Source organism: Halopseudomonas sp. L-58, assembly GCF_056859475.1.
The window spans coordinates 191,742-214,851 of record NZ_JBSXON010000071.1; the positions used below are offsets into that span (position 1 = coordinate 191,742).

At 60.5% G+C, this 23,110-nt stretch carries 22 protein-coding genes; 10 read left to right on the forward strand and 12 right to left on the reverse strand.

Annotation, left to right across the window (positions count from 1 at the left end; genetic code table 11):
- Positions 1 to 53: 53 nt before the first annotated feature.
- Positions 54 to 449, reverse strand: a complete 396-nt coding sequence (locus tag AC13EY_RS13640) for a pilin (RefSeq protein ID WP_482877424.1) — start codon at positions 447 to 449, stop codon at positions 54 to 56.
- A gap of 294 nt (positions 450 to 743) precedes the next feature.
- Here AC13EY_RS13640 and pilB point away from each other — a divergent pair, with 294 nt between their 5' ends.
- The 6 genes from pilB to AC13EY_RS13670 are packed head-to-tail and all read left to right on the forward strand — an operon-like array spanning position 744 to position 6,356.
- On the forward strand, positions 744 to 2,444 hold the full coding sequence (gene pilB / locus AC13EY_RS13645) for a type IV-A pilus assembly ATPase PilB (RefSeq protein WP_482877426.1): 1,701 nt from the start codon (positions 744 to 746) through the stop codon (positions 2,442 to 2,444).
- Positions 2,445 to 2,447: 3 nt separating this feature from the next.
- A complete protein-coding gene (locus tag AC13EY_RS13650) occupies positions 2,448 to 3,704 on the forward strand; it encodes a type II secretion system F family protein (RefSeq protein ID WP_482877427.1) in 1,257 nt (418 codons plus the stop codon).
- Between the two features lie 3 nt (positions 3,705 to 3,707).
- A complete protein-coding gene (locus AC13EY_RS13655; protein WP_482877429.1) occupies positions 3,708 to 4,580 on the forward strand; it encodes a prepilin peptidase in 873 nt (290 codons plus the stop codon).
- Between the two features lie 35 nt (positions 4,581 to 4,615).
- Complete coding sequence (gene coaE, locus AC13EY_RS13660; RefSeq protein ID WP_482877431.1) at positions 4,616 to 5,218, forward strand: dephospho-CoA kinase; 603 nt, start codon at positions 4,616 to 4,618, stop codon at positions 5,216 to 5,218.
- Entirely contained in the window at positions 5,215 to 5,406 is a 192-nt protein-coding gene (yacG, locus tag AC13EY_RS13665) for a DNA gyrase inhibitor YacG (RefSeq protein WP_088277640.1), read from the forward strand. The genes coaE and yacG overlap by 4 nt, the downstream gene beginning before the upstream one ends.
- A gap of 2 nt (positions 5,407 to 5,408) precedes the next feature.
- Positions 5,409 to 6,356, forward strand: coding sequence for a Nudix family hydrolase (locus AC13EY_RS13670; RefSeq protein ID WP_482877433.1), 948 nt, complete (start codon positions 5,409 to 5,411; stop codon positions 6,354 to 6,356).
- A 346-nt stretch (positions 6,357 to 6,702) separates the two neighbouring features.
- Here the strand turns inward: AC13EY_RS13670 and ispH are convergent, their stop codons facing one another.
- The 6 genes from ispH to murJ form a co-directional block, all read right to left on the reverse strand.
- Entirely contained in the window at positions 6,703 to 7,647 is a 945-nt protein-coding gene (gene ispH, locus AC13EY_RS13675; RefSeq protein ID WP_269687935.1) for a 4-hydroxy-3-methylbut-2-enyl diphosphate reductase, read from the reverse strand.
- 48 nt (positions 7,648 to 7,695) lie between these two features.
- Positions 7,696 to 8,127, reverse strand: coding sequence for an FKBP-type peptidyl-prolyl cis-trans isomerase (fkpB, locus tag AC13EY_RS13680; protein WP_482877435.1), 432 nt, complete (start codon positions 8,125 to 8,127; stop codon positions 7,696 to 7,698).
- Positions 8,128 to 8,172: 45 nt separating this feature from the next.
- Positions 8,173 to 8,670, reverse strand: coding sequence for a signal peptidase II (gene lspA, locus AC13EY_RS13685; RefSeq protein ID WP_228245808.1), 498 nt, complete (start codon positions 8,668 to 8,670; stop codon positions 8,173 to 8,175).
- Positions 8,663 to 11,488: an isoleucine--tRNA ligase gene (ileS, locus tag AC13EY_RS13690; RefSeq protein WP_482877438.1), complete on the reverse strand. Its 2,826-nt coding sequence runs from the start codon at positions 11,486 to 11,488 to the stop codon at positions 8,663 to 8,665. The genes lspA and ileS overlap by 8 nt, the downstream gene beginning before the upstream one ends.
- A 23-nt stretch (positions 11,489 to 11,511) precedes the next feature.
- Complete coding sequence (ribF, locus tag AC13EY_RS13695; RefSeq protein WP_233049082.1) at positions 11,512 to 12,438, reverse strand: bifunctional riboflavin kinase/FAD synthetase; 927 nt, start codon at positions 12,436 to 12,438, stop codon at positions 11,512 to 11,514.
- A 70-nt stretch (positions 12,439 to 12,508) separates the two neighbouring features.
- Positions 12,509 to 14,086, reverse strand: a complete 1,578-nt coding sequence (gene murJ / locus AC13EY_RS13700) for a murein biosynthesis integral membrane protein MurJ (RefSeq protein WP_482877440.1) — start codon at positions 14,084 to 14,086, stop codon at positions 12,509 to 12,511.
- Positions 14,087 to 14,303: 217 nt separating this feature from the next.
- Between murJ and rpsT the strand changes: the two genes are divergently transcribed.
- A complete protein-coding gene (gene rpsT, locus AC13EY_RS13705; protein ID WP_083725310.1) occupies positions 14,304 to 14,576 on the forward strand; it encodes a 30S ribosomal protein S20 in 273 nt (90 codons plus the stop codon).
- Between the two features lie 808 nt (positions 14,577 to 15,384).
- Here rpsT and proB read toward each other — a convergent pair.
- The 4 genes from proB to rplU form a co-directional block, all read right to left on the reverse strand.
- Positions 15,385 to 16,503, reverse strand: coding sequence for a glutamate 5-kinase (gene proB / locus AC13EY_RS13710; RefSeq protein WP_088274922.1), 1,119 nt, complete (start codon positions 16,501 to 16,503; stop codon positions 15,385 to 15,387).
- Between the two features lie 86 nt (positions 16,504 to 16,589).
- Positions 16,590 to 17,792, reverse strand: a complete 1,203-nt coding sequence (gene cgtA, locus AC13EY_RS13715) for an Obg family GTPase CgtA (protein ID WP_482877441.1) — start codon at positions 17,790 to 17,792, stop codon at positions 16,590 to 16,592.
- 98 nt (positions 17,793 to 17,890) lie between these two features.
- On the reverse strand, positions 17,891 to 18,148 hold the full coding sequence (rpmA, locus tag AC13EY_RS13720) for a 50S ribosomal protein L27 (RefSeq protein WP_088274866.1): 258 nt from the start codon (positions 18,146 to 18,148) through the stop codon (positions 17,891 to 17,893).
- A 24-nt stretch (positions 18,149 to 18,172) separates the two neighbouring features.
- Positions 18,173 to 18,484 carry a 50S ribosomal protein L21 gene (rplU, locus tag AC13EY_RS13725; RefSeq protein ID WP_088274864.1) on the reverse strand — a complete coding sequence of 104 codons (312 nt, stop codon included), beginning with the start codon at positions 18,482 to 18,484 and terminating at the stop codon, positions 18,173 to 18,175.
- A 254-nt stretch (positions 18,485 to 18,738) separates the two neighbouring features.
- Between rplU and ispB the strand changes: the two genes are divergently transcribed.
- Positions 18,739 to 19,707 (forward strand): octaprenyl diphosphate synthase, encoded by a 969-nt coding sequence (gene ispB, locus AC13EY_RS13730; protein ID WP_482877444.1) that lies wholly within the window; start codon positions 18,739 to 18,741, stop codon positions 19,705 to 19,707.
- A 276-nt stretch (positions 19,708 to 19,983) separates the two neighbouring features.
- On the opposite strand, the gene bamJ is transcribed toward ispB, so the two are convergent.
- On the reverse strand, positions 19,984 to 20,601 hold the full coding sequence (gene bamJ, locus AC13EY_RS13735; protein WP_482877446.1) for a BamJ family beta-barrel-assembly machinery protein: 618 nt from the start codon (positions 20,599 to 20,601) through the stop codon (positions 19,984 to 19,986).
- Between the two features lie 120 nt (positions 20,602 to 20,721).
- Here bamJ and AC13EY_RS13740 point away from each other — a divergent pair, with 120 nt between their 5' ends.
- Positions 20,722 to 22,014, forward strand: a complete 1,293-nt coding sequence (locus AC13EY_RS13740; protein WP_228245801.1) for an NCS2 family permease — start codon at positions 20,722 to 20,724, stop codon at positions 22,012 to 22,014.
- Positions 22,014 to 23,108 (forward strand): tRNA (uridine(54)-C5)-methyltransferase TrmA, encoded by a 1,095-nt coding sequence (gene trmA, locus AC13EY_RS13745; protein ID WP_474121228.1) that lies wholly within the window; start codon positions 22,014 to 22,016, stop codon positions 23,106 to 23,108. Before AC13EY_RS13740 ends, trmA begins: the two co-directional genes overlap by 1 nt.
- Positions 23,109 to 23,110: the final 2 nt, after the last annotated feature.

A 23,110-nucleotide genomic window follows, 5' to 3' on the forward strand; every position in this document is an offset into this window, starting at 1 on the left:
CAAAAAAAAGGCAGGCCGATAAAGGCCTGCCTTAGACTAAACAACGTCTCAGATTAGCGACAAGTACTCGGCGCCCAATTTTGATTACCAAGAGCCACGGTGCATTCCCATTTTTGAATAAAGCCACTAGAAATAGTCGGCGCCAGTTGGATATTGAAGCCTGCCATATCCCCCTGACCGGTAGCCAGAATGATGCCGGAGGCATTTACGGTTACGGTAGCAACATATTGACTATTTGGGGATGAGTCACAGGTAGAATAGGTGGTTTCGCCCGACTGGACCATTTCACTCACACAAGTGCGAGCGCTACTGGCAGCAAGAACGACTTCAGACGCCTTGGCGCGGTTGGTGTAATCCTGATACGCCGGCAGTGCAATAGCAGCCAAAATACCGATGATTGCAACTACGATCATCAGTTCGATAAGGGTGAAACCCTTTTGTGCTTTCATGTGTTTACTCCTTTAAGTGAAATAGCCATGCGGCTACCAAGATCAAAGCAAGAACCGGACCAACAGGAAAAGCGCCGTATTGCGGCCCGTGCACCGCAACATACCAATCTTCTGGACGTCTCCGACAAGACAGCGCACGACAGAAAGTGACATTTTTTGTCACTTCACTTCACCCGACGCAGGTCGCTTACTGATAACCCACGCACAGCAGGCCCACCCGGACAGTTCAATCCCGGCGGTGTCTGTACTATAGTCTGCAGCATTGACGTTTTTGAAATTCAGGACTATTGCCACATGGAAACCCCCGCTCTTTCAGGGCTCGCACGGCGCATCGTGCAGGAAGGCCTTATTCAGGCCGACGTGGCCGCAAAAGCCTGCCAGCAGGCTAGTCAGGACAAGATTCCGCTGATTACCCATCTGGTGCAGAAGAAGCTGGCAGATGCCCGCTCGCTGGCAATGACCTGCGCTGAAGAGTTCGGCTACCCCTACTTCGACCTCAGCGCGCTGGACAAGGAAGCTCAGCCCAAGGAGCTGGTCAGCGAGAAGCTGGTGCGTCAGCACAATGTGATGCCGCTGTTCAAGCGCGGCTCACGCCTGTATCTGGCCATTTCTGATCCAACAAATCAGCAGGCCCTCAGTGATGTGCAGTTCCACACCGGCCTGATGACCGACGCTGTGATCGTCGAAGATGACAAGCTGCTGAGCGCGATCGAAAAATACCTCGACAGCCCAACCGGTGGTTTGGGCGATATTGGCGATGCAGATCTGGACGAGCTGGACGTTCAATCGGTCAAGGATGAAGACCGTGCGGACGGAGGCACTGACGCCGACGACGCGCCCATAGTTCGCTTCGTCAACAAGATGCTGCTCGATGCCGTGCGCATGGGTTCATCTGACCTGCACTTTGAGCCCTACGAAAAGATGTACCGTGTGCGTTTCCGCACCGACGGCGTGCTGCACGAGGTTGCCAAGCCTCCCGTGCAGCTGGGCGTGCGCATTGCTGCGCGCCTGAAGGTGATGTCGTCCATGGACCTGGCCGAGCGCCGCAAGCCGCAAGATGGCCGCATCAAGCTGAAGATTTCCAAAAGCAAGGCCATCGACTTCCGGGTTAATACCCTGCCAACGCTGTGGGGCGAGAAGGTGGTGCTGCGTATTCTCGACTCCGAAAGCGCCAAGATGGGTATCGACGCGCTGGGTTATGAAGACGATCAGAAGCAGATGTATATGGCGGCCCTTGCCAGGCCGCAGGGCATGATTCTGGTTACCGGCCCGACCGGCTCGGGCAAAACCGTATCGCTGTATACCGGCCTGAACATCCTCAATACCATGGAGCGCAACATCTCCACCGCCGAGGATCCGGTCGAAATCAACCTGGAAGGCGTCAACCAGGTCAACGTGAACCCCAAGCAGGGTCTGGATTTTGCCCAGGCGCTGCGCGCCTTCCTGCGTCAGGACCCGGACATCATCATGGTGGGCGAGATCCGCGACCTTGAGACCGCCGAAATCGCGATCAAGGCCGCCCAGACCGGGCACTTGGTAATGTCCACCCTGCACACCAACAGCGCCGCCGAGACGCTGACCCGTCTGCGCAACATGGGTGTGCCCTCGTTCAACATCGCCACCTCGGTCAACCTGATCATAGCCCAGCGCTTGGCAAGAAGGCTTTGCAAGTCCTGCAAGGTGCCCATGGACGTGCCCCGTGAGGTGCTGCTGGAAGAAGGTTTCACGCCGGAAAAAATTGATGCAGGCATAACAATTTACGGCCCTGTGGGTTGCGAAAACTGTAAAGACGGTTATAAAGGTCGTGTTGGTATCTATGAGGTCGTCAAGATCACTCCTGCGATGCAGCGCATCATCATGGAGGACGGCAACTCCATTCAGATTTCCGACGTAGCCCAGAGTGAGGGTTTCCGAAACTTGCGCCAATCCGCGCTGATGAAGGCGGAAGAAGGTGTGACCAGCCTGGCGGAAGTCAACCGAGTGACCAAGGATTAAGTCATGGCGCAACAAGCCACACTGAGAAAGAAACCCGCCGCCAGGAAGGCCAAGGAAGAAAAACTCTACCCCTTCAAGTGGGAGGGCAAGGATCGCAAGGGCACCCGGATCGACGGCGTGCTTCAGGGCGAGAACGCTGCACTGGTTAAAACCCAGCTGCGCAAGCAGGGCATTCTGGTCACAAAAATCAAGCGCGAATCAACCTTGTTCGGCAAGCGGCCAAAACCGATCAAGCCGCTGGATATTGCGTTTTTCACCCGCCAGCTGGCAACCATGATGGAGTCTGGTGTCCCCATCATTCAGGCGTTTGAGATCATTGCCGAAGGTGCAGAGAACCCAAGCGTTGGCAAACTGGTCACGCAGATCAAGACAGACGTTGCCGCCGGTAACACACTGGCAGACTCCCTGCGCCAGCACCCCAAGTATTTTGACGATCTGTTTTGCAACCTGGTTGAGTCGGGCGAACAATCTGGCCGACTGGAGTCCCTGCTTGATCGCATCGCGACCTACAAGGAAAAGACCGAGGCACTCAAGGCCAAGATCAAGAAGGCCATGACCTACCCGATCGCGGTGATTGTGGTGGCGGTGATCGTAACGGCGGTCATGCTGCTGAAGGTTGTGCCAGCATTTCAGGAAGTGTTCGCCAACTTTGGCGCCGAACTGCCGGCCTTTACCCTGTTTGTGATCGGACTATCCGAGTGGCTGCAGTCATGGTGGTTTGTCGCCTTGGTGCTGATAATTGCTATCGGTTACGCCTACTCACAAGCCCATCAACGATCAAAGGCCTTCCGTGATTTCGAGGACCGCACCCTGCTGAAGGCGCCTATCGTCGGCGATATCGTCTATCAGGCGGCAGTGGCACGTTATGCACGCACTCTGGCCACCACCTTCGCTGCCGGTGTGCCGCTTGTGGATGCGCTGGACTCGGTCGCAGGGGCATCCGGTAACGTGGTGTTCTACAACGCGGTGATGAAAATCAAGGAAGACGTGTCTGCTGGCTCCCAGCTCAACTTCTCGATGCGCGCGACCAAGGTGTTTCCGTCGCTCGCAACTCAGATGACCGGCATTGGTGAAGAGTCCGGTAACCTTGATGGCATGCTGGAGAAGGTGGCCGACTACTACGAGGCCGAGGTCGACAACAAGGTCGACAACCTGACCACCCTGCTCGAGCCGCTGATCATGTCGGTGCTGGGTATTCTGGTCGGCGGCCTGATCGTCGCCATGTACCTGCCGATCTTCCAGCTGGGTAACGTTGTCTGACCCATGCCGCTCCTTAACTATCTGGCCAGCCACGCGCTGGCCTTTGTTTTGCTCGCCGGGCTGATTGGCCTGATCGTTGGCAGCTTCCTCAACGTGGTGATTCACCGTCTGCCGCGCATGATGGAGCGCGAGTGGCAGCAACAGGCGCTAGAGCTGCTCGAACCCAACAAAAAGCACCCTGCCGCAGACACCTACAACCTGCTGCTGCCCCACTCCCATTGCCCGCACTGCAAGACTGAAATAAAGGCCTGGCAGAACCTGCCGGTAATCAGCTACCTGTTGCTGCGCGGCCGCTGCGGCCAATGCAGGGCGCCAATCAGCCCCCGCTACCCGCTGGTCGAGATTCTGACGGCGGCGCTGTCGATGGTAGTAGCCTGGCACTACGGTTTTGGCTGGGCGGCCGGCGGCATGCTGCTGCTGACCTGGGGCCTGATCAGCCTGAGCATGATCGACGCCGACACCCAGTTACTGCCCGATGACCTTGTGCTGCCGTTGCTGTGGCTGGGCCTGATCGCCAACAGCATCGGCCTTTACACCGACCTTAATACCGCCTTGTGGGGCGCCATTGCCGGCTACCTCAGCCTGTGGTCGGTGTATTGGCTGTTCAAGCTGATCACCGGCAAGGAAGGCATGGGCTACGGCGACTTCAAGCTGCTCGCCATGCTTGGCGCCTGGGGTGGCTGGCAGATTCTGCCGCTGACCATCCTGCTGTCATCGCTGGTGGGTGCCATTCTCGGCATCATCATTCTCAAGACACGTGGTGCAGCCAACAGCACACCACTGCCCTTCGGGCCCTATCTGGCCATTGCCGGCTGGATAGCGCTGATATGGGGTGAGACAATCACCAGCCAGTATCTGCAGTTCGCCGGTTTCTGACAGCAGCCGGCATCCATCCCGAGGATCCGTAACCGATGATCATAGGCCTGACTGGCGGCATTGGCAGTGGCAAGAGCGCTGCGGCCAATCGCTTTGCTGCCGAACATGGCATCCACGTTGTGGACGCCGACCTCAAGTCCCGTGTTGTGGTTGAGCCGGGCAAGCCGGCCCTGAGCCATATTGTCGACCGCTTTGGCGATGCCATCCTGCTGGAGGACGGCAACCTGAATCGTGCGGCCCTGCGCGAGCGGGTATTCGCTGAACCGCAGGAGCGCCAGTGGCTGGAGCAGTTGCTGCACCCGCTGATTCGCGAAGAGATCATGACCGATCTGCAGTCCGCCCGCTCGCCTTACGCACTGCTGGTCTCACCACTGCTGGTCGAATCAGGCCAGAACACCCTGACCAAGCGCATCATCGTGGTCGACGTGCCTGAAGCCATGCAGCTCGCACGCACGGTTCAGCGCGATGCGGTGCCCGAGGCACAGGTGCGCGCCATCATGCAGGCCCAGGCCCAGCGGGAAGAACGTCTGCGCCATGCCCACGACGTCCTCACCAACGACAGCGACCTGGCAGCACTACACGCTCAGGTCGACGCGCTGCACCAGCGCTATCTCAAACTGCTGGAGTCCCAAGCATGACGCTGACGGTCAACTGCCCCACCTGCAAGGCACCGGTCACCTGGGACGACAGCTTCCCTGAACGGCCCTTCTGCAGCCATCGCTGCCGCCTGATTGATCTGGGCGCCTGGGCGGCTGAAGAGCACGTGATTGAAGGCCGTCAGGACGACGAGCAGGATATCTTTTCCGACGACTTGCCGGAGCGCTGAGCATGCGCCGCATTCACGTGATGGCGGCGGTCATTCGTGACCCCCAGCGCCGGATCTTGATCGCCAGGCGCCCGGACAACGCACATCAGGGCGGGTTATGGGAATTTCCCGGCGGCAAGCTGGAAGCAGACGAGACCCGCCTCGATGGGCTGCGCAGGGAACTGAAGGAAGAGCTGGGGATAACCGTGATCAGCGCGCGCCCGTTGATCGATTTGCAGCATGACTACACAGACAAACAGATTCGTCTGGATGTGTGGGAAGTCAGCAGTTTCAGCGGCGACGCACATGGCGCCGAGGGGCAGCCGGTGCGCTGGGTAACCGAACAACAGCTGAACGACTTCAGCTTTCCGGCGGCCAATCAGCCAATTGTGACCGCCGCGCAATTGCCTGACCGCTATCTGGTGACTCCGGATATGGACGAACCCGACCTGCTGGACGGGATTGGCCGAGCCGTTGCGGCAGGCATGCGACTGATACAACTGCGCCAGACACAGCTGGACGACGCGCGCTACCGGGCGCTGTGCGAGCAGGTGATGGCCCACTGGGGTGACCAGGCCATATTTATGCTGAAGGGTGATCAGGCGCCAGTGATGGAAGGCGCCGGCTGGCACCTGACGGCTGCACAGCTGCGTAACTTTGCCCGACAGCCGACGCCAGTTCGTCCGCTGTCAGAGCACCGCTGGCTGGCAGCTTCCTGCCACAACGCAGAGGAGCTGCAGATGGCGGAAGCGCTGGGAGTGGATTTTGTAACGCTGTCGCCGGTTCTGCCCACACAAACCCATCCCGACGCTCTGCCCCTCGGCTGGGAGCAGGCCCACGCCCTGCTGACACGCTGCCGCCTGCCCGCCTACCTGCTGGGTGGACTGACGCTGGCCGAGCTGAATACCGCCCACCATGCAGGCGCACAGGGCATTGCGGCCATCAGGGGGCTGTGGAAGGGCAGCCAGTAAGTGCCCGGTCAACGACAGCGCAACGCCTGCGGGCGCGGCATGCCGCGCCCCTACAATATATCGCCGCGGTGTTTCATATTTCGTGATTTTGCAGGGCTACGACATGTCGTGGCCGCCCCACGCGCACATCAACCACCAGGTGTGCCTACAACCAACAGCGCCGGCACACGGCCACAGCATGCTGTGGCCCTACAACAAAAACAGAAAACACGGTGGCAATACCGCCTCAGGCTGCGCTGCGATACCCGTAGGGCCACGACATGTCGTGGCCGCAAGGTAGATGCGCAGGCTGTTGGCGCACCCGGCGCTTTGCCTGCACGGTATTCGCGGGCGGCAGGCCGCGCCCCTACAGCTGTACCACCCGCAGTTCTTTCGGCATGCTGAAGACGATGTTTTCTTCCTTACCCGCCAGCTCCTCTGCGCCGGTGGCCCCCTGGGCGTGCAGGTGGGCGATAACCTGGCGCACCAGCACATCCGGTGCCGAGGCGCCTGCGGTGACGCCGACATTCTGCGCGCCCTCCAGCCAGGCTGATTGAATCTCTTCGGCACCATCAATCAGGTAGGCAGGCGTGCCCATACGCTCGGATAGCTCGCGCAGGCGATTGGAGTTGGAGCTGTTGGGACTGCCGACCACCAGCACCACATCGCAGGACGCGGCCAGTTGCTTGACGGCATCCTGGCGGTTCTGGGTGGCGTAGCAGATGTCATCCTTGCGTGGCCCGTCAATCGACGGGAAACGCGCACGCAACGCGTCGATCACCCGCGCGGTGTCATCCATCGACAGGGTGGTCTGGGTGACAAACGCCAGGCGCTCAGGGTCTTGAACCTGCAAGCGCTCGACATCTGCCTCGTCCTCAACCAGATAGATTGCCCCGCCGTTACTGGCGTCGTACTGCCCCATGGTGCCTTCGACTTCAGGGTGACCCGCGTGGCCGATCAGGATGCATTCGCGCCCTTCGCGGCTATAGCGGGTTACTTCCATATGCACCTTGGTCACCAGCGGGCAGGTGGCGTCAAACACCTTGAGACCGCGATCCGCCGCCTCCTGACGCACAGCCTGGGACACGCCGTGGGCGCTGAAGATAACGATCACGTCATCCGGCACCTGATCGATTTCTTCGACAAACACCGCGCCACGATTGCGCAGATCCTCGACCACAAACTTGTTATGGACGACCTCGTGACGCACGTAGATCGGCGGACCGAACACTTCCAGCGCGCGATTGACGATCTCGATGGCTCGGTCGACACCGGCGCAGAAGCCGCGGGGGTTGGCCAGTTTGATCTGCATGAAAAGCCTCGCTGGAGTATCGAAAGAATGGGCCGAGAGCTGACGCGATCAGCGTACGCCGACGATCTCGACGTCAAAGGTGATGACCTTGCCGGCCAGCGGATGATTGAAGTCAACCTCGACTACCGAATCATGCACCTGCTTGACCACGCCCGGCAACTCGCCGCCGGCGGCGTCGGCAAAGATCACCAGCAGCCCCGGCTCCAGCTCCATCTCGTCAAACTGATCGCGAGCAATGGTCTGAATATTCTGCTCGTTACCCGGACCGAAGCCGCGCTCGGGCTCGATCTCGAAACTGCGGCAGTCGCCGACCTTGAGACCGAACAGCACCTGTTCAAAACCGGGCAGCAGGCTGCCGTCGCCCACCTTGAAGGTGGCCGGCTGCTTGTCGGTGGTGGTATCGACCACATCGCCGTTGGGCAGCTTGAGGGTAAAGTGCAGGGTTACTTCGGACGCGTGACCAATTCGTGTATCTGTCATGGGAATCTCGCCTGGAAAGCCGGGCCCGCGTGTGCGGGCCATCGGTCAGTTTTGCTCCGGCTTCCTGCCGAAAAACATGTCGAACAGCAGCAATGCCGCACCGACGGTAATCGCACTGTCGGCAATATTGAAGGCCGGGAAGAACCAGCTCTGCTGCCAGTGCACCAGAATGAAGTCGGTCACCTTGCCGTGAATCACCCGGTCATACAGGTTGCCGATGGCGCCACCCAGAATCAGTGCCAACGCGATGGCTTCAAGCTTTTTGCTGCGATCCAGACGCGCCAGCCAGACGCACAGCACTATGCTCACAACGACTGCGATGACGGCAAACAGCCAGCGCTGCCAGCCACTGGCGTCGGCCAGAAAGCTGAACGCGGCACCGGTGTTGTAGGCCAGGGTGAAGCTGAACAGGTCATCGATGATCGGCACCTGCTGATACAGCTGCAGCTCCGACACAGCCACCCATTTGGTCAACTGATCGAGCACAATGACCAGCGCCGACAGCACCAGCCAGATCAGACTGCCCTTGCGGACATCAGGCATGCTTGCGTACCTCACCGGCGCCTTCGATGTTCTCGACGCAGCGGCCACAGATGTCCGGGTGAGCGGCGTGGCTGCCGACGTCGGCGCGCAGGTGCCAGCAGCGTGCACACTTGGCTGCGTCTGACTTGACGATCTGCAGCTTCAGGCCTGGAACCTCGGTTTCTACCGCCTGCTCGCCCGCCTCGGCCAGCGGTGCCAGGGTAGCCTGCGAGGTAATCAGCACAAAGCGCAGCTCATCGCCCAGCTGGGCCAGCGCGGCGCGCAGGCTGTCATCGGCGTAGAGGGTGACTTCGGCTTCCAGGTTGCCACGCAGTACCTTGGCATTGCGCAGGTTTTCCATTTCCTTGTTGACCGCCTCCTTCACGCCCATGATCTGGGCCCAGAAGTCGCGACCCAGCGCCTGCCCTTCCGGCAGCGCCTCAAGCCCTTCGTACCAGGTGGTGAGCATGACCGACTCGCTGCGCTCGCCCGGCAGGTACTGCCAAAGCTCCTCGGCGGTGAAACACAGGATTGGCGCAACCCAGCGCACCAGCGCCTCGGCGATGTGATACAGCGCAGTCTGACAGGAGCGACGCGCGACACTGTTCGCCTGGGTGGTGTACTGACGGTCCTTGATGATATCGAGATAGAAGCCGCCCAGCTCCTGCACGCAGAAGTTGTGCACCTTCTGGTAGACGTTCCAGAAGCGATAGGTTTCATAGGCCTCGACAATCTCCTGCTGCAGCAGCAGGGCACGGTCAACAGCCCAACGGTCCAGATCCAGCATCTGCTCGGCCGGCAGGGCGTCGGTCGCCGGATCAAAGCCGCTCAAGTTGGACAGCAGGAAGCGCGCGGTATTGCGAATACGGCGGTAGGCATCAGCGCTGCGCTGCAGGATCTGATCGGACACAGCGATTTCAGCGGTGTAATCGGTCGAGGACACCCACAGACGCAGAATGTCGGCACCCAGGGTGTCGTTGACCTTCTGCGGCGCGATGGTGTTACCCAGCGACTTGGACATCTTGCGGCCCTTCTCGTCGACCGTGAAACCGTGCGTCAGCAGGCCACGATAAGGCGCATGACCGTCGATCGCACAACCGGTCAGCAGCGACGAGTGGAACCAGCCGCGATGCTGGTCGGAGCCTTCCAGATACAGATCGGCGCGCGGCCCCTGATCGTGGCCCATCGGGTGCGAGCCGCGCATCACATGCCAGTGGGTCGTTCCGGAGTCGAACCAGACATCCAGGGTATCGCTGATCTTTTCGTACTGGGCTGCTTCGTCGCCCAGCAGTTCGGCCGCATCCAGGTTGAACCAGGCATCGATCCCCTGCTGCTCCACGCGCTGGGCAACCTGCTCGATCAGCTCGACGGTGCGCGGATGCAGTTCGCCAGATTCGCGATGCAGGAAGAACGGGATCGGCACGCCCCAGTTACGCTGACGGGAGATACACCAATCCGGGCGGCCGGCAATCATGTTGTGCAGGCGCTGCTTGCCCCAGGCGGGAACAAAGTCGGTCTCTTCAATGGCCTTGAGCGCGCGCTCGCGCAGGGTCTCGCCACCGGCGACCGGCACATCCATGCCGACAAACCACTGGGCGGTAGCACGGTAGATCAGCGGCGTCTTGTGGCGCCAGCAGTGCATGTAGCTGTGCTGAATGCTCTGATGCTTGAGCAGCGCGCCCACTTCGTCCAGCTTGGCGACGATGGCCGGGTTGGCCTTCCAGATAAACTGGCCGCCGAAGAATGGTAGATCCTGAACATAGACACCGTTGCTCTGCACCGGGCTGAGAATGTCATCGTTGTGCATGCCGTACTGCTTGCAGGTACGGAAGTCGTCTTCACCATAGGCCGGAGCCGAGTGAACGATACCGGTACCGGCGTCCAGCTCGACATAGTCAGCCAAGTAAACCGGCGACAGGCGGTCATACAGCGGGTGACGGAAGTTGATCAGTTCAAGCGACGCACCGGCGGTGGTAGCGAGCACCAGGCCTTCCAGGCCATAGCGCGCCAGACAATCGGCAACCAGATCCTCGGCCAGCACCAGCAGGCGCTCACCGGTATCAACCAGCGCGTAATTGAATTCGGGGTGGGCATTCAGCGCCTGGTTGGCAGGAATGGTCCAGGGTGTTGTGGTCCAGATGACCATGGCGGCCGGCTTGGGCAGCGCATCCAGACCGAAGGCCGCCGCCAGCTTGTCGGCATCCTCGACCGGGAAGGCAACATCAATGGCTTCGGACTTCTTGTCCTGATACTCGACCTCGGCCTCGGCCAGCGCCGAGCCACAGTCAAAGCACCAGTTGACCGGTTTGAGGCCCTTGAACACTACGCCCTGCTCAACCATACGGCCCAGCGCGCGAATCTCGCCCGCCTCGTTGGCGTAGTTCATGGTCAGGTAGGGATTGTCCCAGTCACCCAGCACGCCCAGTCGGATGAAGTCGGCCTTCTGCAGCGCAACCTGCTCGCCGGCATATTCGCGGCACAGCGCGCGCACCTGATCGGCCGGCAGATGCTTGCCGTGGGTCGTTTCCACCTTGTGCTCGATCGGCAGACCGTGACAGTCCCAACCCGGGACGTAGGGCGCATCGAAGCCCGACAGGGTCTTGGAACGGACGATCATGTCCTTGATGATCTTGTTGAGTGCATGACCGATATGAATAACGCCGTTGGCGTACGGGGGGCCATCGTGCAGGACAAACTGCGGACGCCCCTGGCTGACTTCCCGAATCCGCTGGTACAGGCCGTCCAGACGCTTGAGCGTCTCAGGTTCGCGGTTCGGCAGCCCGGCCTTCATCGGAAAATCCGTGGCGGGCAGATTCAATGTCGCTTTGTAGTCGGTCATTTTCTATCAGGCTCTCGAAAAATTTACAGACCCCACTGGGCCCTGGCGGCAGCAAAATCGGCCTTGATCGCCGCCTGCAATGCGTCCAGCGAGTCGAAACGCTTTTCGTCCCGCAACTTCTGGTGAAAAACGACGGTCAGCCGGCGACCATACAGATCGCCGGAAAAATCAAACAGGTGCACCTCCAGGTGCGCCTTGCCATCCCCACTGACCGAAGGGCGCTTGCCGATATTGGCCACGCCCTTGAGCACCACACCATCCAGCTCAACGCTGACGCGGTATACGCCGTGCAGCGGCGGATTGACCCGCTTGAGCTGAACATTGGCGGTCGGCGCACCTATGGTACGTCCCAGCTGTTGCCCGTAAACCACACGCCCGGTAATGCTGAACGGGCGCCCCAACAACAGCGAGGCGAGAATAAAATCGCCCTCGGCCAATACCTGGCGCAGACGGCTGCTGCTGATCCGCTCGCCGCTCTCGGCAACCGTATTGGCTGCCTCAACAGTAAACCCGTGCGCAATCCCGCTTTGTTGCAGGAAGGCAAAATCGCCGGAACGGTCACAGCCAAACCGGAAGTCGTCGCCAACTTCAAGGTGGCGAACCCCCAGACCATCAATCAGTACCTGTTGCACAAACTGCTCGGCACTGAGCTCGCGCAGCCTGCGATTGAACGCCAGGCACAGCACACGGTCCACCCCGTTGTGCTGCAGCAGAGTCAGCTTCTCGCGCAAGCGGGTCAGCCGCGGCGGTGCAGCATCAGGCGCGAAGAACTCGCGCGGCTGCGGCTCGAAAATCACGACACAGCCGGGCAGCCCGAGACGTTCGGAGTGCGCACGCAGGCGCGCCAGAATGGCCTGATGTCCAACATGTACACCATCGAAATTGCCGATAGTGGCGACGCAGCCCCGGTGCCGGGGCCGCAGGTTATGTAAACCGCGGACCAGTTCCATAATGCTCGTCAGTGGTGGGTCAATCGAAACGCCGCAGTATACAGGCTTGCGGGGTTGCGCGTCATGCCGTTCAACCCCGTGCCCCGCGCAGGTCACGCATACGCAGGCCCAGCGCAAACAGTATGCCGAGGTAGACCACCATGCCGCCCACCACCAGCAACGTCATCTCCCAGGCCTTGCGCTGCCAGCCCCACGCCAGCCAATCAGCCGTTGCAGGCACCATCCACAATAGCAGCGCCGCCATCGCGGCGGTTGCCGCAAACAGTCTGAGGGCGAAGCGCGTCCAACCCGGCTGCGCGTGGTAGACACCATCCCGGCGCAACCCCCACCAGAGCAGCCCGGCATTGAGCAGCGCCGACAGCGATGTGGCAAGCGCAAGGCCCACGTGCTGCAGCGGCCAGATCAGCAGCAGGTTGAGCCCCATATTGGAGACCATGCAGATAATGGCGATGCGCACCGGCGTTTTCGTGTCCTGGCGGGCAAAGTAGCCAGGGGCCAGGACCTTGATCAGCATGAAGGTCATCACACCAACGGAATAGGCTCGCAGTGCAGCGGCCGACTGGCTGACGTCATCGCCGGTCATCGCACCATAATGAAACAGCGTGGCAATCAGCGGCTCGGCCAGCAACAGCAGCGCCAGCGCAGCGGGCACACCGACCAGCAGCACCATGCGTACCGCCCAGTCCAGCGTGCGACCGAATGCCTTGAGGTCCTCACCGGCATGCTGGCGCGACAGTGCCGGCAGAATGACCGTACCGATGGCAATACCGAATGCACCCAGCGGCAGCTCCGACAGCCGATCGGCGTAATACAGCCAGGAAATGCTGCCGGTCTGCAGAAAGGACGCCAGCACGGTATCCAGCAACAGGTTGATCTGGCTGACCGACACGCCGAACAGCGCCGGCACCATCAGCGTCATGATGCGCTTTACGCCCGGATCACGGCGATTGGGCCGCGGCACCGGCAGCAACTTGATCTGCGCCAGAAACGGCAACTGAAACAGCAGCTGGGCAACACCCGCGATAAACACGCCCCAGGCCAGCGCCATGATCGGCTGCGCAAAATACGGTGTAAGGAACAGGGTCGCGCCGATCATGCAGACGTTCAGCAGTACCGGCGTAAACGCCGGAACCGCGAACCGACCATAACTGTTGAGGATCGACCCACACAGCGCTGTCAGCGAAATCAGAAACAGATAGGGAAAGGTGATGCGCAGCATGTCGGTCGCCAGCGCCAGCTTGGCGTCATCACCATGAAAACCAGGCGCAAACAGGGTGATGATGACGGGCGCGCCGGCAACCCCGAGCGCCGTGATCCCGGCCAGCGTCAGACCGAGGGTCCCGGCCACGCGGTCAACCAGTTGCCTGACCTCGAAAAGGGTGAACTTGGTGCGATACTCCGACAGCACCGGCACGAAGGCCTGGGCAAAGGCTCCCTCGGCAAACAGGCGACGCAGAAAATTGGGAATCTTGAATGCAATAAAGAACGCATCCGCTTCGGACTGCGAACCGAAATAGGCGGCGACCACGATGTCTCGCACCATGCCCAGCACCCGCGACAGCAGCGTCATGACGCTGACCACAAGGCCGGATCTAAGCAGGCTTGGTGCCTTGGGTGCAGCAGGTTCAGGAGCAGCAGGTTGAGACATGAAATATGGCACCAAAATAAAAGCGCCATCATAGCGGCGCGCACTTGCCCTTGTCAGGCCGCACGTGTGTAAAATGCTGCCCCATCGGCCACTGTGACCACCGGTCAACACAGCCGTTCAAGCAAGCCCATACAGGCTTGACAATCGGCAAGACCGGCGGCATAGTACGCGGCCTTGTTTGTACCTAATTCATCCAGATTTTCTGAGGAGCAAGACGGTGGCCAACTCACCTCAAGCCAAGAAACGCGCCAAGCAGGCCGAGAAGCGCCGCAACCACAATGCAAGCCTGCGCTCCATGGTCCGTACCTACATCAAAAACGTCGTCAAGGCGATTGATGCCAAGGACCTCGACAAAGCCAAGGCAGCCTACACCGCTGCTGTTCCGGTCATCGACCGCATGGCTGACAAAGGCATCATCAACAAGAACAAGGCCGCTCGCCACAAGAGCCGCCTGAACGCGCACATCAAGGCCATGGCTGAAGCCGCCTGATACCGCTGTTCTTGCTGAATGAAAAAACCGGCCTTGGCCGGTTTTTTTTGTGCCCGCAGAAAATACGCAATATTGCGGACGCGACATGTCGCGTCCCTACGACCGCCCAACGCCCCACCACGCCGTCATCCTCGCGCAGACGAGGATACATACCCGCCCTGACGCATCACTGGATGCCTGCCTGCGCAGGAATGACGGACTATTGGTGCACTGTTGGTTGGTTGGTTGGTGCGGGTGCGGCCACGACATGTCGCGCCCCTACGACTGCCCAACGCCCTACCACCCCGTCATCCTCGCGCAGGCGAGGATCCATACGCACTCTGACGCAGCACTGGATTCCTGCCTGCGCAGGAATGACGGACTATAGGTGCACTGTTGGTTGGTGCAAGCGCAGGTGCAGGTGCAAGTGCAGGTCCGTGCGCGAGTGCCGCCGCGACATGTCGCGCCCCTACGACCGCCCAACGCCCTACCACCCCGTCATCCTCGCGCAGGCGAGGATCCATACGCTCTCTGACGCATCACCGGATTCCTGCCTGCGCAGGAATGACGGGTGGTGGGTAATAGCCGTGCAGAGCCACGGCATGCCGCGGCCGCGTGGCGGCACCCCTGGTTATTGGTGCACTGCTGGTTGGTGCGTGCGCGGATGCAGCCACGGCATGTCGCGACCTTGCGACCGCCCCACCCCGTCATCCTCGCGCAGGCGAGGATCCATGCGCGCTCCGACGCATCACTGGATTCCTGCCTGCGCAGGAATGACGAGTGGTGGGTAATAGCCATGCAGAGCCACGGCATGCCGTGGCCGCACCGGTCACACCAGGACCAGATTGTCCTTGTGCACCATCTCCGGATCGTCGATGTAACCGAGGATGCCGGCGATCTCATCGGTCGACTTACCGGCGATACGCGCCGCATCCTGCGCCGCGTAATTGGCCAGCCCGCGCGCCACCTCGCGCCCGTCAGGCCCCACGCAGACCACCATCTCACCACGGCGGAAACCACCCTCAACTGCGGTCACACCGACTGGCAAGAGACTGGTTCTGCCGGAACGCAACGCCCTGACCGCCCCCGCATCCAGCAACAGGCGACCACGCGTCTGCAAATGCCCGGCCAGCCACTGCTTGCGCGCTGCAAGCATGCCTTTCTCCGACAGCAGCAACGTGCCGAGCGATTCTCCCGCATGCAGACGATCAATCACCCGCTCAATGCGTCCGCCAACAATTACAGTCGCAGCGCCGGAACGAGCCGCCAGGCGCGCAGCTCGCAGCTTGGTCGCCATACCGCCCCGACCAAGCGCACCGGAACTGCCACCCGCCATCGCATCCAGCGCCGGATCGTCAGCCATCGCCGACGACACCAGCTCGGCACTCGGATTGCTGCGCGGATCAGCAGTGAACAGGCCGTCGCGATCCGTCAGGATAACCAGCAGGTCCGCCTCGACCAGGTTGGTTACCAGCGCACCCAAAGTGTCGTTATCGCCGAAGCGGATCTCGTCAGTGATCACCGTGTCGTTTTCGTTGATAACCGGAATAACGCCCAGGTCCAGCAACGCACGCAAGGTGCTGCGCGCATTCAGGTAACGCTTGCGATCAGATAAATCGTCATGGGTCAGCAGAATCTGGGCAGTCGACAGCCCGTGACGCTGAAAGCTCGACTCCCAGGCCTGCACCAGCCCCATCTGACCGATGGCAGCAGCCGCCTGCAGGTCATGAGTCGTCTTCGGTCGCTCGGACCAACCAAGACGGCTCATACCGGCCGCCACCGCACCGGAAGACACCAATACCACTTGCGCACCGGAGGCACGCAATGCCGCCAATTGCTCAACCCATACCGCCATCGCCGCCTGATCGAGACCACGTCCATCGCCGGTCAGCAGCGCACTGCCAATCTTGACCACCCAGCGACGGGCCCCGGTTACCTTTTCACGCATGCTGATCCCATCAACAAAATGCCAAAGACAAACCGCGGCAGCAGCGGCGGCCGCCACGGAACTCTTCACCTGACAACTCGAAGCAATCAGTGGACGTAGAAGATCTCCGGACCGTCCTCGTCATCCTCGTCGTCGTCATCCAGATCATCCGCCGAAATACCCTGCTTGCGCAGCGCGCGACGATCATCCAGATCCTGGATGTGGGCACGCGCCTCATCCTCGATACGCTGATCCAGCTCAGCCATCTCGGCAGCGTATTCCTCATCCTCGACCAGACGATGCTCACGCTCATCGAGCCAGTTCATTACATCCTTGGCCAACTCCGCAGTACCCAGACGCTCGGAGGCGGAAATAACGTAAACCGGATCTTCCCACTCCAGACGCTCGACCACATCATCCAGGATCGCCTGCTGCTCGTCTTCCAGCAGTTGATCGCACTTGTTCAGCACCAGCCAGCGCTCACGCAGGGTCAGCGATGGACTGAACTTGCCCAGCTCGTGAATAATGGTTTCGACCGCTTCCACCGGATCGGACTGATCCAGCGGCGCCATATCGACCAGATGCAGCAACAGACGCGTGCGCGACAAGTGCTTGAGGAAACGCGTCCCCAAACCCGCACCATCAGCAGCACCGGCAATAACACCCGGAATGTCCGCGATCACAAAGCTGCGCAACTGCCCAACATCGACCACACCCAGATTCGGCACCATGGTGGTAAACGGATAATCAGCCACCTTCGGCTTGGCCGCAGAAACCGAGCGAATAAAGGTACTCTTGCCCGCGTTCGGCAGACCCAGCAAACCCACGTCCGCCAGCACCTTGAGCTCCAGCTTCAGATCACGCAGCTCGCCCAGCGAACCCTGCGTAGTCTGACGCGGCGCCCGATTCACGCTGGACTTGAACCGGGTATTACCCAGACCATGGAAACCACCCTGCGCTACCAGCAGACGCTGTCCAGCCTCGGTCAGGTCACCAATGATTTCCTGGGTCCCCGCATCAATCACGGTAGTACCAACCGGCACAGGGAGAACCATGTCCTCACCCTTGGCGCCAGTACAGTCACTGCCGCGACCATTCTCGCCACGCTGCGCATTGAAGCGGCGCGTATAGCGGTAGTCGACCAGCGTATTCAGATTGGGATCAGCCTCAAGGTAGATAGAGCCGCCGTCACCGCCGTCTCCACCATCCGGACCACCCTTGGGAATGAACTTCTCGCGACGGAAGCTCATGCAGCCATTACCACCATCACCGGCCTTGACCGTAATGGCTACCTCATCAACAAATTTCATTTATCTCCCCTTCCCAGGCGGGACGGGCTATTGGAAAAGATACGCTACAAACAAAAAAGCCCCGTCGCAAGACAGGGCTTTTCAGAAGCTGGGGCTTATCAGGCGGTTACGACACTGACGTAACGACGACCGAACTTGCCTTTGACTTCAAACTTGACCACACCTTCGACCTTGGCGAACAGAGTGTGATCCTTGCCCATGCCGACGTTCTTGCCGGGATGGAACTCGGTGCCACGCTGGCGAACAATGATGTTGCCCGGAACGATGGCCTGGCCACCGTACATTTTCACACCAAGTCGTTTGGATTCTGAATCGCGGCCGTTACGCGTGGAACCGCCTGCTTTTTTGTGTGCCATGAGTCTTTACTCTCCTGAATCAGCTTAGGCAGAGATGCCGGTGATCTTGATTTCGGTGTACCACTGACGGTGGCCCTGACGCTTCATGTGGTGCTTGCGGCGACGGAACTTGATGATGCGAACTTTATCGCCACGACCGTGCGCGCTGACTTCTGCAGTCACCTTGGCACCCTCAACAACCGGGGCTCCGATCTTGACGTCGTCGCCGTTTGCAACCAGCAGAACCTTGTCAAACTCGATGGTGGCGCCGGTTTCAGCGTCCAGTTTCTCTACTTTCAGGAACTCGCCTTCAGCGACCTTGTATTGCTTGCCGCCGGTAACAATGACTGCGTACATGTTGCTTTCTCCGTAATCCTGCTCACCCAGCGCTTTAGAGGAATGGTTATTGGCTGGCATGGCTGCAAGTGACTTCGCCTATCGAAGTCGACCTTGCCATTGTCAAAACAGGGATGCTTTATCTCAGGGCGCGGATTTTACTCAACCGTCCGACATTAAGCAAGTACCACAATGCGCGCAAAACCCGCGTTCCTTGACAGCTTGGGGCCCGCAACCTAGCATGCCGCGGAACCTTTTCTGGAATTCTGCAATCAATGAGCACGTTGCCTTTCTACGAGCCGGTCGCCGGAGACTTTGCTGCGGTCAACCAGCTGATCCTGGACCAACTGCACTCCCGGGTACCCCTCGTGGAAAAGATCGGCCATTACATCATCAGCGCCGGCGGCAAACGTCTGCGCCCCCTGGTGGTGTTGCTCAGCGCCAGAGCCTGCGATGCGCACGGTCCGGACCAGCACAAGCTGGCTGCCATCATTGAATTCCTGCATACCGCCACCCTGCTGCATGACGACGTGGTGGACACCTCCGACATGCGCCGCGGACGCTCCACCGCCAATGCCCTCTGGGGCAACGCGCCGAGCGTACTGGTCGGCGACTTCCTCTATTCGCGAGCCTTCGAGATGATGGTTGCCCTCGGCGAGCTGGACGTCATGCGCATCCTTGCCAACGCGACCAACGTGATTGCCGAAGGCGAGGTGCTGCAGCTTTCCAAGGTGCGTGACGCCAATACCGACGAAGCCACCTACATGGAAGTCATTCGCAGCAAGACGGCCATGCTGTTTGAAGCCGCGTGCCACAGCGCCGCCATTCTCAGCAAGGCAAGCAGCGAACAGACCGAAGCCTTGCGCCTGTATGGCGACGCCCTCGGCATCGCATTCCAGCTGACGGACGACCTGCTGGATTACAGCGGTGACGCCGCCGAAATGGGCAAAAACGTTGGCGACGATCTGGCTGAAGGCAAGCCCACGCTGCCCCTGATCTATACGATGCGCAACGGCAGCGCCGAACAGGCCGCGCTGGTACGGAGCGCCATTCAAAAGGGTGGTACGGACGATATCGCACCGATCCGTGCAGCAGTCACCGACTGTGGCGCCCTGGATTACACCGCACGCCTGGCAAACGAGCACGCCGATCGCGCCGTCGCACTGCTGTCTGCACTGCCGCAGTCGACCTACCGCGACTCACTGGAGCAGCTCGCACGCTTTGCGGTAAAACGCAGCTTCTAAGCGATCGTAGGCCCTCGCCGTGCAGAGGGCGCCACACCTGAAACCCTGCGCGTTCGCACGGCCACGGCATGCCGTGGCCCTACAACGGTATGTGTGCATCGATCATTCGTAGGGACGCGACATGTCGCGCCCGCAAACCGGCCGCATATAAACCAACAGATGTACCGACACCCACGGCTACCACCCTACGGTCACGGCATGCCGTGACCCTGCGCAGGGATCGGGGTTAGGCGCACGCCCGGCAATGGGTTGGACGCGGAACCGCGTCCAGACCGATCAGAGAACCTTAATCAGCTCGATCTCGAAAATCAGCGCGCTGTGCGGCGGAATGCTGTTACCCGCACCACGAGCGCCGTAAGCCAGCTCGGACGGGATATACAGACGCCACTTGGCACCTTCCTGCATCAGTTGCAGGGCTTCGGTCCAACCAGCGATCACACCGCCAACCGGGAATTCGGCCGGCTGGCCGCGCTTGTAGGAGCTGTCGAAGACCTCACCGGAAATCAGCGTGCCTTCGTAGTGAGTACGAACAGTTGAGCTGGCGTCCGGCGTTGCACCCGTACCGGCGGTAACAACCTCGTACTGCAGACCGGATTCCAGGGTAATGACACCCTCACGCTTGGCATTCTCGGCCAGGAAATCAACGCCGGCCTGTGCAGCTTGCGCCGCAGCGGCTTCAGCAGCGGCCTGCATCTTGCCCTGCAGCACCTGGAACGCCGCCTGCAGCTCTGCCTCAGGCACCTGGCTGGGCTGCTGCTGGAAGGCGTCCTTCAGGCCGGCCGCAACCAGCTCCAGCGCCAGATCGGGAATGTTGCTGGCCAGCAGTTGCTCGCCCATCTGACGGCCGATGCCGTAGCTGACGCGTTTCTCGTCGGTATCAATCATGTTGCTCATGGGGAGCCTCCGCAAAAAATGGCCGACAAGCCTGACACATTGTCGGCAAAAATTCACCCGGTGCTGCGAATCAGCTACAATGCGTCGCTTTCTGCCCTCCTGACCGGAAAGCCGCCTCTCATGCTGGAAAAACTGTTCAAACTGCGCGAAAACGGTAGCAACGTACGCACCGAAGTACTTGCCGGCGTCACTACCTTCCTGACCATGGCTTACATCATCTTCGTCAATCCGATGATGATGGCCGACGCCGGCATTGATCCCGGTGCTGCCTTTGTGGCGACCTGCCTGGCTGCAGCCATCGGCTCCCTGGTCATGGGGCTCTGGGCCAACTACCCGATTGCACTGGCCCCCGGCATGGGCCTGAATGCCTTTTTCAGCTATACCGTTGTCGGCTCGATGGGCTACAGCTGGCAGGTAGCGCTGGGCGCCGTCTTTCTCTCCGGTTTTCTGTTTTTCCTGCTCAGCCTGTTCCGCATCCGCGAGTGGATCATCAACAGCATCCCGCTGCCACTGCGCTCGGCGATTGCCGCCGGTATCGGACTGTTTTTGGCACTGATCGCGCTGAAAAGTGCGGGCCTGGTCGTTGATCACCCGGCAACCCTGGTAGCTCTGGGCGATCTGAGCAAACCCGAACCGCTGCTCGCTGCTGCAGGCTTTGCAGTAATTGTGGCCCTTGCCTATCGCAAGGTCACCGGGGCCGTGATGATCGGCATTCTGCTGATCACGGCCATCAGCTTCATCATCGGCCTGAGCCACATTAACGGCATCGTCTCCGCGCCACCCAGCCTGAAACCCACCTTCCTTGAACTGGACATCAAGGGCGCCCTGGAAGTCGGCTTGCTGAGCGTGATCTTCGCCTTCCTGTTCGTTGACCTGTTTGACACTTCCGGCACCCTGATCGGTGTCGCGCAGAAGGCCAACCTGGTAGAGCCGGACGGCAAGATGCCGCGCCTGGGCCGCGCACTGATGGCCGACAGCACCGCCACCATGGCCGGCGCCGCGCTTGGCACATCCACCACCACCAGCTACATCGAATCTACTGCCGGTATCAGCGCAGGCGGCCGCACCGGCCTGACCGCATGCGTGGTCGCCCTGCTGTTTCTGCTCAGCATGTTCTTCTCGCCACTGGCCACCGCGGTACCGGGCTACGCGACTGCACCAGCGCTGCTGTTCGTCGCCGTGCTGATGACCCACGGCCTGGTGCAGATCAACTGGGATGACCTGACCGAGGCGGCCCCAGTCGTGGTAACCGCACTGGCCATGCCGCTGACCTTCTCGATCGCCAACGGTATCGCCCTGGGCTTTATCAGCTGGACGCTGATCAAGGTCCTGGCCGGACGCTGGCGTGACCTGAACCCCAGCCTGTATATCCTGGCGGGGCTGTTCGTGATCAAACTGGCGCTGTTTAACTGATGAGCACCGCATTCCAGCCCGAGCAGTACGACGCGCAACTCAACGAAAAGCGTGAGCGCCTCAAGGCATTGCTCGCGTCCTTCAGCGCCCCTGAGCCTGACGTGTTTGAGTCGGCACGGGAGCACTTCCGCCTGCGCGCCGAGTTTCGTCTCTGGTACGAAGCCGGGGTGCCGTATTACGCCATGTTCGCGCAGGGAGACAAGCGCAGCCCGATCCTGATCGAGCAACTGCCTATCGCCAGCCGCCGCATCAACGCGTTAATGATGCCGCTGCTCGACGCCTGCAAGGCTGATCCCGTGCTCGGCCGCAAGCTGTTTCAGATCGAGTTTCTGACCACCCTGTCTGACCAGGCACTGATTACCCTTTGTTACCACCGCCCGCTGGATGACAGCTGGGACGCACCAGCCAGGGCACTGGCCGAGCAACTGGGAGTGCAGCTGATCGGCCGCAGCCGCGGACAGAAGCGCGTACTGCAGACGGATCATGTGACGGAAACATTGGAGGTGGCCGGTCGCCAGTGGCATTACCAGCAAATCGAAGGGGGCTTCACCCAGCCCAACGGCGAAGTGAACCAGCACATGCTGAGCTGGGCCCTGGATGCCGCAGGTGAAAACGACGACGATCTGCTCGAACTGTACTGCGGCAACGGCAACTTCACATTGCCGCTGTCCACCCGCTTCCGCCGAGTACTGGCGACCGAACTGGCAAAAAGCTCGGTTCGTGCGGCTCAGGAAAACCTGCAGATCAATGCTGTGGAAAACGTCACACTGGTCCGCCTGGCCAGCGAAGAGGTCACCCAGGCCCTGACCGGCGTGCGCCCATTCCGCCGCCTTCAGGGCATCGACCTGAGCGGTTTCGAGTTCGGCACCGTATTCGTCGACCCGCCGCGCGCCGGCCTTGACCCGGCCACGCTCGAACTGGTGAAAGGCTACCGCCGCATCCTGTACATTTCCTGCAACCCTGAAACGCTTGCCGAAAACCTGCAGGAACTTACAAAAACGCACCGCGTAGTGCGGTGCGCCCTGTTCGATCAATTCCCTTATACCCATCACATGGAATCAGGGGTGTTGCTGGAGTCAATCCAAAAGGCTTAATC